This is a genomic window from Arhodomonas aquaeolei DSM 8974 (assembly GCF_000374645.1).
Lineage (GTDB): Bacteria > Pseudomonadota > Gammaproteobacteria > Nitrococcales > Nitrococcaceae > Arhodomonas > Arhodomonas aquaeolei.
The window spans coordinates 31,158-41,430 of sequence record NZ_KB894804.1; the positions used below are offsets into that span (position 1 = coordinate 31,158).

Below are 10,273 nucleotides of genomic sequence, written 5' to 3' on the forward strand. Positions count from 1 at the left end.
TTGTTTGCCTGATCGTCACTCGTCCGCGCGGAATGCGTCGCGGAGCCATTCGATGCGTCCGTCGCCGTCCACGGTGACCGCGTCGAAGCGGCACGGGGCGTCGTCGGCGCCGTTGCTGTGGAGATAGTACCGCGCCGCCGTTACCAGGCGACGGCGCTTGCCTGCCGTGATGCTCTCCGCCGCGGTGCCGAAGTCGTTGCGGCTGCGCTGGCGCACCTCGACGAAGGTCAGTGTGCCGTTGTCGTCCATCACCAGGTCCAGCTCGCCGCCGCGGCAGTGAACGTTGGCCGCGCGGAAACGCAGGCCCTGGCGTTCCAGGTGTCGTCGCGCCAGTGCCTCGGCATCGGCGCCGCGCTCCCGTGTGGGTCGGCGCGGCCTCATTGTCGCGGTGCGGGGGTCGTCCAGACCGCGGGTGCCTGGCCGTCTCCGGACGCCGGGGCAAGGCCCGGGAGCGGCGGCAGCGGATCGAGCGGCCCGGGCCGGCGCTGGATGTTCTCCCGGGCGGTCGGCCGAAGCCCGCCGGCGGCGACGCGTACGGGGGTGGGCGTGCGGTGAACGATCCCCGCGTCGTCAATCGTGAGGGTGCCGGTCGCGCCGGGTAGCCCGCTCGCCCGCGCGCTGCCGCGCACGAGGCCGATGGCACGGTAGGCGTCCACGCCGAAGGCGAGGAGCCCGGGCAGGGCGTCCATGCTCTGTGACCACTGGTCGACCGCACTGGTGTGCAGTGCCATCAGAGAGGGGTCGTCGAGGGTGCCCAGCAGCCAGGGCAGCTCCACCAGCCGAAGGCCCTCGAGGTCCTGGCGTACGGCGTCGTCCGCCGTGCGCGGGTAGGCGTGGGAGGTTGCGTACACCGCCAGTCCCAGGCCGTGATGGAAGCGGATCTGCGGCATGATCAGCCGTGCCTGCCGGGGGAACGCGCCTATGAACACCGCCTGCATATCCTGGCGGCGGCGCGGCGAGAACTCGATGTCCCGCCGCAGCAGCCGGCGTAGCTCACGGTAGCGGCGCTCGCTGACATCGAGGTTGAAGAGTTGACGGAGGGTCGTGCTGTAGTCCGATTCGTCCTCGGGGTAACGGGCAGTCTCCAGGATCTTTCCGCCCAGGTCCTCGAACGCCTCGGTATAGGCGCCGGCCACGCGCGATCCCCATTCCCCCGTGGGCACGAGCACCACCGCGCGGTCCTTGCCGCTGGCCCAGGCGGCGCGTGCGGCGGTACGGGCGTCGTCCTCCGGCGAGAGGCCGAAGTGGTATACGCCCTCCGGCGACGACTCGCCGTCGACGGTATTGAGGGTGAGGACCTGTCGGTCGTCGTTGCGGCGCGAGCTCACCGCGCGCACGCCGGCCTTGGTAAGCGGACCGACCACCATGTCGGCGTTGCCGGCATGCTGGTAGGCGGCGACGGCGCCGGCGACGCTGCCTTTGGTGTCGAGGATGTCGAGGGCGGGGCGTTCGTCCCCCGCGGCGTAGTAAGCGGTCAGGAAGCCGTCCCGGATCGCCTTGCCGACCTCCGCGAGGTCGCCGGACAGCGGCAGCAGCAGCGCGATGCGTTTCGGCGGGGCGAGGGCCGCCCGCCGCCGCTCGACCAGCTGGTCGGCGAAGTCCGATGCCGGATGATCCGGGTAAAGTGAATGCCATGACGATACCGCGGATGCCACCGCATCGGTGTCGTCCCCGGCGTCACGCACACGGTTGGCGAGTGACAACCAGCCGGCCTCTGCGCCGCTGTCCGCGCGGCCTGCCGCCTGCTCGAGGCGGTCCGGCGGAATCTGCTGGAGTATGGACCAGATGCGTTCCGAGCGGGCACCGTCGGTGCGCCCGGAGAGCACCTGCGCGCGAATGAGATCCCGGGCGGCGGCGAGCGGCTCGCCGCCCGCACGCCGGGCCTCGGCGCGCTGATCCAGCCAGGCCGCGGCTACCGGCGGAGCGAGGCCGTCCGGTACCGGCGTGAGCCGGCGGATCACCGTGGCGGGGGCGAGCGTCTCGCCGTCCAGGCGCATGCGCAGCAGCAGCCGCAGGCCCGCGCCGGCCTCGCCGGCGTCAGCGTCGCCCACATCGTCGCGAAGAGTGGATGCGGTGGCGTCGTCGCCCGCGCGCGCATAGAGAATGGCCGCCTGCAGGCGCAGTGCGTTCGCCCGTGCCGGTGACGACGCCTCGCCGGCGGCCTGCTCGAGCCGTGCCGCCGCCGCGTCCATCCGACCGTCGCCGGCGAGCCGCGCGGCCTCGGTGAGTGCGGGCGACGGCGCCGGTGTCGGCGGCCCCGGTGTCGGGGTGGTGGCGCAGCCATGGAGCAGCACGGCAAGGACGGCGGCGATCAGTAGCCTGCTCGGGGTGGTCCGGGGCATTGTGCGGGTGTCCTGGGGTTGTGCCGCGCGGCACGGATCCCTCGCCCCGTGCCGGCGCAATGGTTAGACTGCGCCTGGCGGCGGCCGCCGCCGGTCGCCTGTATGAGTATCCGCAGGGTGGAATCAGCGTGTCAAATAACCCCGGACGGCTGTTCGTCGTCGCCACGCCCATCGGCAACCTCGAGGACATCAGCGCCCGTGCGGTAGCGGTTCTCGGTGGGGTGGGACGTATCGCCGCCGAGGATACCCGTCATACCGCCGCGCTGCTCAGTCATCTTGGTATACGCCGTCCGCTGCTCAGCCTCCACGAGCACAACGAGGCCGTCCGGGTGGAACGGGTGGTCGCGGCCCTGGCCGCGGGCGAGGACGTGGCGTTGGTCAGCGATGCCGGCACCCCGCTGATCAGCGACCCGGGTTACCGCCTGGTGCGCGAGCTGCGTCACCAGGGCTACGCGGTCACGCCGGTGCCGGGGGCGTGCAGTGTGATTGCGGCGCTGTCGGTCGCCGGTCTGCCCAGTGACCGTTTCGTCTACGAGGGGTTCCTGCCGGCGAAGGCGCAGCAGCGTGCCCGGCGCCTCCAGGCTTTGGCCGCGGAGGCGCGCACCGTGGTGATGCTGGAGTCCGGCCACCGTATCGCGGCGTCGCTGGAGGCGATGGCGGCGTCGTTCGGCGGCGACAGGGAGGCCTGCCTGGCGCGGGAGCTCACCAAGCGCTTCGAGACGGTCCGGCTCGCCACCCTGGATGAGCTGGCCGCGTGGGTCGCGGCGGACGCGAACCAGCGGCGTGGCGAGTTCGTGCTCATGGTCCGCGGTGTCGAGGCTCAGGCCGTTGCGGACACCGTGACGGTGGATGCGCTGATCGATGAGCTCGCGGGGGAGATGCCGCCGCGCCGGGCGGCACGGCTGCTCGCCCGGCTTACCGGTGGGAGTGCCAATACATTCTATCGGCGCCTCGCCCGGGAGGACGGGTGAATCTGGTATCCTTGCGCCGGGGAGTCGGCCGGATGGTCGCTGCGTCTTCGACGTGGAGGAAAGTCCGGGCTCCACAGGGCAGGGTGCCAGGTAACGCCTGGGCGGCGTGAGCCGACGGAAAGTGCCACAGAAAATACACCGCCGATGGCCCCGTGCGGGGCACAGGTAAGGGTGAAAAGGTGCGGTAAGAGCGCACCGCGCGGGTGGCAACATGCCGCGGCACGGTAAACCCCACCCGGAGCAAGACCAAATAGGGGGGCGTACGTGTGGCCCGCACGGCTCCCGGGTAGGTCGCTTGAGGTGTGCGGTGACGCACATCCCAGAGGAATGATCGTCCCCGACAGAACCCGGCTTACAGGCCGGCTCCCCACTTTTCCCCCGCATGACGGTGCTTCCGGGGTGTCCCCGGAGGTATCGGCGTTGCGGTCGTGGCCTTCTTTTTCCTGCTATTCCGCGGCACTCCGTCGAACACTTTAGTGTCGACTCTCCTTTTCGTTCCTAGTGGCATGTTTCAGCGCCGGTTTTCGGTGCTTCCCGACCGTCTGTCGTGCGCCCTGTGGCTTCTTTCGTAAGTTCCTGAGTGGAAGGGAAAAACGCGCCCGTCGCTCCTTGACGGTGCGATAGGGGGTGCCTATAGTGTGTCGCTAAGTGGGAGAAAGTGGTGGGAAATGGAACTCCCGGGCCGAAAAGGGGTAGCGAGTGTTTCGCGGTGTCGCCCATATCAATCTTGATGCGAAGGGCCGGATGGCGTTCCCCAGCCGTTACCGCGAGCGGCTGCAGTCCCTTTGTGACGGTGAGCTGGTACTGACCGTGGACCGCGATCACTGTCTGCTCGTCTACCCGATGCCCGAGTGGGAGACCATCGAACGCAAGCTTGTGGAGCTCCCCGCGCTCAACCGCACCGCACGCCGGCTGCAGCGGCTGCTCATCGGCCATGCCACGGACTGTCAGCTGGACGGCAACGGCCGAATCCTGGTGCCGCCGCCGCTGCGCGAGTTCGCCGGGCTCGATAAGCGGACCGTGCTGATCGGCCAGGGCAACAAGTTCGAGCTCTGGGACGAGGATGAATGGCTGCGCCGTCGTGACGAATGGCTCGCCGAGGCCTCCGAGGAGGAGGATCTGCCCGAGGAACTGGAGGCCCTGTCGCTGTGACCGCCGAGGCAACCCCCCGTGACGACGCACACCGCCCGGTGTTGCGGGACGCCGCCGTCGAGGCGATGGCGGTGCGGGGGGACGGCACCTATATCGACGCGACCTTCGGGCGCGGCGGGCACAGTGCCGAGCTGCTCGCGCGACTTGGCCCGGGGGGGCGGCTGTGGCTGCTGGACCAGGACCCGGCCGCGATCGAGGCCGCGCGCACCCGCTTCGGTGACGACCCGCGCTGCAGGATCCGCCACACCTCGTTCGCGCGGCTTGCCGAGCTTGCCGACGAGGAGGGTCTGGGGGGCGCGGTGGACGGTCTGCTGCTGGACCTCGGGGTGTCCTCGCCCCAGCTCGATGAGCCGGAGCGGGGGTTCAGTTTCCAGCACGACGGCCCGCTGGACATGCGAATGAACACCGGGGCCGGGCCGACCGCCCGGGAGTGGCTGATGGAGGCGCCGGAACGCGAGATCGTTCGCGTGCTGCGCGAGTACGGCGAGGAGCGTTTCGCCCGGCGTATCGCCGCGACGATCGTGCGCCATCGCGACGCGGGGACGCTGCCGGCGCGCACCGCCGCCTTCGCCGAGCTGGTGGGGGCGGCGGTGCCGCGCCATGAACGCCACAAGCACCCGGCGACACGCACATTCCAGGCTCTGCGTATCGCGGTCAACGACGAGCTCGGTGCCCTGGATGCTGGCTTGGCTGCCGTCCGCCGGCTCCTGGCCCCGGGAGGCCGGCTGGTGGTGATCAGTTTCCATTCGCTGGAGGATCGGCGGGTCAAGCGTTTCATCCGCGACGCCAGCCGGGTGGGTGAGCTCCCCCCGGGGGTCGCCCAGGCGCCGCCGGAGCTCGAGCCGTGGCTGCGCCGCATCGGCCGGGCGGTCCGTGCCGACGAGGCCGAGCTCGGTGACAACCGCCGCGCACGCAGCGCGGTGATGCGTTGTGCGGAGCGCTTGCCGTGAGGTCGGGCTGGGCGATCGGTGTGCTGATCCTGGCGGTGGCCGCGAGCGCGGTGGCGGTGGTGTACAGCACCCACGAGAGCCGCAAGGCGTTCGTGGCGCTGCAGGAGCTGCAGCGCGAGCGCGACACGCTGAACGTCGAATGGGGTCGGCTGCGCATCGAACAGGGCACCGTGGCGACTCACGGGCGTATCGAGCGCATCGCCCGCGAACGCCTCGGCATGCGGATGCCGGAGCGCGACGACATCGTCATTATCCGCGCGACGCGCGTGGCCGGGGAGGCAACGCATTGAGCGGTACGCCGCACAGGACAGACAGCACACGCGGCTCCGGGCGCTGGCGGCTCGTTGCCGTCGCCGGTGTGCTGGGTCTGCTCGCCTTCGTGCTGGTGGCGCGGGCGGTGGAGATCCAGGTGGTCGAGCGTGCCTTCCTCGAGGGGCAGGGGCATGCCCGCCATGTGCGTGTGAATACCGTGCCGGCGCACCGCGGCATGATCACCGACCGCTTCGGCGAGCCGTTGGCGATCAGCTCGCCGGTGGATTCGGTCTGGGCCGATCCCTCCGCGCTGTTGCCTGCCGTGGACCGCCTCGACGAGCTCGCCAGGCCACTCGGCCTCGATCCCGCGAAGCTGCGCCGGCGCCTGGAGGCGGAGGCGCAGCGTGGCCGCGAGTTCGTCTACATCCGCCGGCACATTCCGCCGGCGCTCGGCGAGCAGGTCATGGATCTGCGCATCCCGGGGGTCTCGCTGCGGCGCGAGTACCAGCGTTTTTACCCCACCGGCGAGGTTAGCGGTCACGTGCTCGGTTTCACCGACATCGACGACCGCGGCCAGACCGGCCTGGAGCGGGCGTACGATTCCTGGCTGTCGGGTCAGTCCGGAGCCAAGCGGGTCATGCGTGACCGCCTCGGGCGCGTGATCGAGGACATCGAGCAGCTGCGTGAGCCCGAGCCCGGCAAGGACCTGGCCCTGAGTCTGGACCGCCGCCTGCAGTACATCGCCTACCGCTCTCTGAAGTCGACAGTGCAGCGCTTCCAGGCCAGGAGCGGCTCGATCGTGGTGCTCGATGCGCGCAGCGGCGAAGTGCTCGCCATGGCCAGTCAGCCGGGCTTCAACCCCAACGACCGCAGCCAGCTGCGTGGGCCCCTCTACCGCAATCGTGCGGTCACCGACGTGGTGGAACCGGGCTCCACGATGAAGCCGTTCGCCGTCGCCGCCGCGCTGGAGACGGGCAAGTTCGAGCCGGGCACGCCCATCAATGCCGATCCCGGCTGGATGATGGTGGGCGGCAACACGGTGCAGGACGTCCACAACTATGGCGCCATCGACGTCGCCACGGTCCTCCAGAAATCCAGCAACGTTGGTGTCACCAAGATTGCCCTGTCGCTTGAGCGCGGCCGCATCTGGCGGATGGTCGACGCCGCCGGTTTCGGGCGTTCCACCGCCAGCGGCTATCCCGGCGAGGCCGGGGGCCACCTCGCACCGGTGCCACCGGACAGCCATTTCGAGCGGGCGACGCTTGCCTTCGGTTACGGCCTGTCGGCGACGCCGCTGCAGATCGCCCACGCCTACACGGCCTTCGCCAACGACGGGCGGATGCCGATGATCTCGTTCCTGCGCGGCGGCTCCCAGGAGCCGGCGAAGCGGGTGATGAGCGAGAAGACCGCGGACAGCGTCCTGCACATGCTCGAGGGGGTGGTCACGCCCGAGGGTACCGCCGAGCGCGCCGACATCAGCGGCTACCGGGTTGCGGGCAAGACCGGCACCTCCAAGCAGGCGGTGGCCGGAGGCTATTCCGACGACGACTACCTCGCGCTGTTCGCCGGCATCGTCCCGGCGAGCGATCCACGCTTCGTGTGCGTCGTGGTGGTGCGCGAGCCCAAGGGCGACAGCTACTACGGTGGTACCGTCTCCGCTCCGGTGTTCCGCGAGGTCATGTCCCAGGCGCTGCGGCTGTACAACATTCCGCCGGACGAGGACGGCGGCCTCGGGCCGCTGATGATCGCGGGAGGGCGCGGCCATGACTGAGCGGCGCCTGGACGGACTGCTCGCGCCCCTGGGGATCGACGCCCCGGCGCTCGCGCTGACTGACCTCGCCCTGGATAGCCGCGAGGTGGCTGAAGGCGGCGTGTTCCTCGCGGTGCGGGGCGCCGGCGGGCATGGCCTCGCGCACCTGGAGGACGCGCTGGCGCGCAAGCCCGCGGCGGTGCTGTGGGACCCGGAGGGCGCGCCGGACGCCTACGCCGTGCTGGAGCGCTGCGAACGGGCCGGGGTGGCCGCGGTCGCGGTGCCGGGGCTGGGTGACCGGGTCGGCGAGCTGGCGGCGCGGTTCTTCGGTGATCCCGGTCGGCGGTTGCGCCTGGTGGGAGTGACCGGTACCGACGGCAAGACCTCCACCACCCAGTTTGTCGCCGCTGCCCTGGACCGGGCCGGTCACCCCTGGGCGAGCATCGGCACGCTCGGCTGGGGCCGGCCTGGTGCACTGCGGGAGACGCGCCATACCACGCCGGATGTGGTGGGTCTGCAGCGCCGCCTCGCCGCGCTCGTCGACGACGGGGTCGAGGGGGTCGCCATGGAGGTCTCCTCCCATGCCCTTGACCAGGACCGTACGCAGGGCCTCGATTTCGAGGTGGCGGTGCTCACCAATCTGAGCCGTGACCATCTCGACTATCACGGCAGCGACGCGGCCTATGCCGCTGCCAAGGCGCGGCTGTTCCTGGACACGGAGCCGGCGGCCGCCGTGCTCAACCTCGACGATGCCTTCGGCCGGGATATGGCGGCGCGTACCGGGGCGGCGGTGATCGGTTACAGCCTCGCTGATGCGCCTGGCGCCCGAATCCGGGCCCGCGGGGTGCATGCCGGTGACGAGGGGCTGGCGTTCACCCTGGATATCGACGGCGATGCCGTCGACGTGGCGGTCCCGGTCTTCGGGCTGTTCAACGTCGCCAATCTCCTGGCCACGGCCGGGGTGCTGCTGGCCCTGGGCGAACCTGCCGGATCGATCGCTGCGACGCTCGCCGCCTGCCGGCCGGTCCCGGGCCGCATGCAGGCGCTCGGCGGCGGTGACCGGCCGCTGGTCATCGTCGACTACGCCCACACCCCCGCGGCGCTGGAGGCCGCCCTCGCCGCCTCCCGGCAGCACTGCGCGGGGGCGCTGTGGTGCGTGTTCGGCTGCGGCGGTGACCGGGATACCGGCAAGCGTGCGCCGATGGGCCGGGCGGCAGCCGGTCTCGCCGACCACGTGATCCTCACCAGCGACAATCCCCGGGGCGAGCCCCCGGAGTCGATCATAGACGCGATCCGGGCCGGTTTGCCGGCCCCGGACGCGGCCCGGGCCATCCCGGACCGTGGCGAGGCCATCCGCACGGCGGTGGTCGGTGCACACGCCGGCGACGTCGTGCTGGTGGCCGGCAAGGGGCACGAGGCCTACCAGATCGTGGGTGATGAGGTACGTGCCTTCAGCGACCGCGAGGCGGTCGAGGCGGCGCTGGCCGCCGGGGAGGGCCCATGGAGCCGGTGAAGCTCTCGCAGCTCGTGGTGGCCCTCGGTGAGGGGCGCCACCGCGGCGCCGACGCCATCGTCACCGGCGTGGTCATCGATTCCCGCATCGCCGGCGAGGGCACGCTGTTCGTGGCGCTGCCGGGGCGCCACGTCGACGGCCACGATTTCATCGCTTCTGCCCGGGCCGCGGGCGCCGCCGCCGCGCTGGTGGCCCGGGTGGTGGACGACCCGCTGCCGCAGTGGGTGGTCGAGGATCCGGCCGCCACGCTGGCGCGCCTCGGTGCCCGGGTGCGGGCCCAGGCGCCGGCGACCGTGATCGGTGTGACCGGCTCCAACGGCAAGACCACGGTCAAGGAGATGATCGCCGCGATCCTCTCGCAGGGGGCGGAGACGCTCGCCACCCGCGGCAACCTCAACAACGACCTGGGCGTGCCGCTGACGCTGTGCCGGCTCAACGCCGGGCACCGCTACGCGGTGATCGAGATGGGGGCCAATGCCCCCGGGGACATCGCCCGGCTGGCGGCGCTCGCCGCGCCGGACGTGGGGGTGGTGACCAATGCCGGGCCGGCGCACCTGTCGGGGTTCGGAGACATCGCCGGCGTGGCCCGGGCAAAGGGTGAACTGTTTGCCGGGATCGCGCGTGACGGGGTTGCGGTGATCAATGCCGACGACGATTATGCGCCGCTTTGGCGGCAACTGGCGGACGGACGACGCAGCGTGATGTTCGGAACTCGAGGGGATGCTGACATTCGTGCCACCGCGGAGGCGGACGGCACCACGATCCTGGTCCTGCCTGGCGGCGAGCACCTGCGGGTGCGCCTGCCGCTGCCCGGTGCGCACAACCGGCTCAACGCGGCGGCGGCGGCCGCGACCGCGCTCGCCGCCGGCGCCTCGCCGGCCTGGATCGTGCCGGGGCTCGAGCGCATGGCGTCGGTGCCGGGGCGCTGGAGCGAGGAGGTCCTGCAGGGCGGTGTGATCCTCATTGACGACAGCTACAACGCCAACCCCCGGTCGCTGGGCGCCGCGGTCGAGGTGCTCGCGCAGACACCGCCGGCCTGGGTGGTGCTCGGCGACATGGGCGAGCTCGGCGAGTCGGCCGGGCGGCTGCACGCCGAGGCCGGCGAAGCCATGCGCCGGGCGGGTATCGAGCGGGTGTTCGCCCTCGGGCCGCTGGCCGCGGAGGCCGCGGCGGCGTTCGGCGAGGGCGGCGGGTCCTTCGATGACGTCGCTGCGCTGGTCGACACCATGGCCCGCGACTGGCGCGCCGGCGTGCGTGTGCTCGTGAAGGGGTCGCGCTCCGCGGCGATGGAGCGCGTCTGCGAGGCGCTGAGGCAGCGCTACGGCATCGCAGGGGGGGCGTGA

Annotated in this window: 9 protein-coding genes and 1 other RNA gene; 8 read left to right on the plus strand and 2 right to left on the minus strand. The window is 71.4% G+C overall.

Annotated elements, in window-relative coordinates:
* Positions 1-15: 15 nt before the first annotated feature.
* On the minus strand, positions 16-381 hold the full coding sequence (locus tag C516_RS0106995; protein WP_018717650.1) for a YraN family protein: 366 nt from the start codon (positions 379-381) through the stop codon (positions 16-18).
* A complete protein-coding gene (locus C516_RS0107000; protein WP_018717651.1) occupies positions 378-2,342 on the minus strand; it encodes a penicillin-binding protein activator in 1,965 nt (654 codons plus the stop codon). The genes C516_RS0106995 and C516_RS0107000 overlap by 4 nt, the downstream gene beginning before the upstream one ends.
* 128 nt (positions 2,343-2,470) lie before the next feature.
* On the opposite strand from C516_RS0107000, the gene rsmI reads away from it, so the two are divergent.
* The 8 genes from rsmI to C516_RS0107035 all read left to right on the plus strand — a co-directional run bounded on the left by rsmI (position 2,471) and on the right by C516_RS0107035 (position 10,273).
* Positions 2,471-3,313, plus strand: a complete 843-nt coding sequence (rsmI, locus tag C516_RS0107005; protein ID WP_240466050.1) for a 16S rRNA (cytidine(1402)-2'-O)-methyltransferase — start codon at positions 2,471-2,473, stop codon at positions 3,311-3,313.
* A gap of 20 nt (positions 3,314-3,333) precedes the next feature.
* An RNA gene (rnpB, locus tag C516_RS20460) (RNase P RNA component class A) lies at positions 3,334-3,684 on the plus strand.
* 328 nt (positions 3,685-4,012) lie between these two features.
* A complete protein-coding gene (gene mraZ / locus C516_RS0107010; protein ID WP_018717653.1) occupies positions 4,013-4,465 on the plus strand; it encodes a division/cell wall cluster transcriptional repressor MraZ in 453 nt (150 codons plus the stop codon).
* Positions 4,462-5,415 (plus strand): 16S rRNA (cytosine(1402)-N(4))-methyltransferase RsmH, encoded by a 954-nt coding sequence (gene rsmH, locus C516_RS0107015; RefSeq protein ID WP_018717654.1) that lies wholly within the window; start codon positions 4,462-4,464, stop codon positions 5,413-5,415. The genes mraZ and rsmH overlap by 4 nt, the downstream gene beginning before the upstream one ends.
* A complete protein-coding gene (gene ftsL, locus C516_RS0107020) occupies positions 5,412-5,705 on the plus strand; it encodes a cell division protein FtsL (protein WP_018717655.1) in 294 nt (97 codons plus the stop codon). Before rsmH ends, ftsL begins: the two co-directional genes overlap by 4 nt.
* Positions 5,702-7,438: a peptidoglycan D,D-transpeptidase FtsI family protein gene (locus tag C516_RS0107025; RefSeq protein ID WP_018717656.1), complete on the plus strand. Its 1,737-nt coding sequence runs from the start codon at positions 5,702-5,704 to the stop codon at positions 7,436-7,438. Before ftsL ends, C516_RS0107025 begins: the two co-directional genes overlap by 4 nt.
* Entirely contained in the window at positions 7,431-8,930 is a 1,500-nt protein-coding gene (locus C516_RS0107030) for a UDP-N-acetylmuramoyl-L-alanyl-D-glutamate--2,6-diaminopimelate ligase (protein WP_018717657.1), read from the plus strand. The genes C516_RS0107025 and C516_RS0107030 overlap by 8 nt, the downstream gene beginning before the upstream one ends.
* Positions 8,918-10,273, plus strand: a complete 1,356-nt coding sequence (locus C516_RS0107035; RefSeq protein WP_018717658.1) for a UDP-N-acetylmuramoyl-tripeptide--D-alanyl-D-alanine ligase — start codon at positions 8,918-8,920, stop codon at positions 10,271-10,273. Before C516_RS0107030 ends, C516_RS0107035 begins: the two co-directional genes overlap by 13 nt.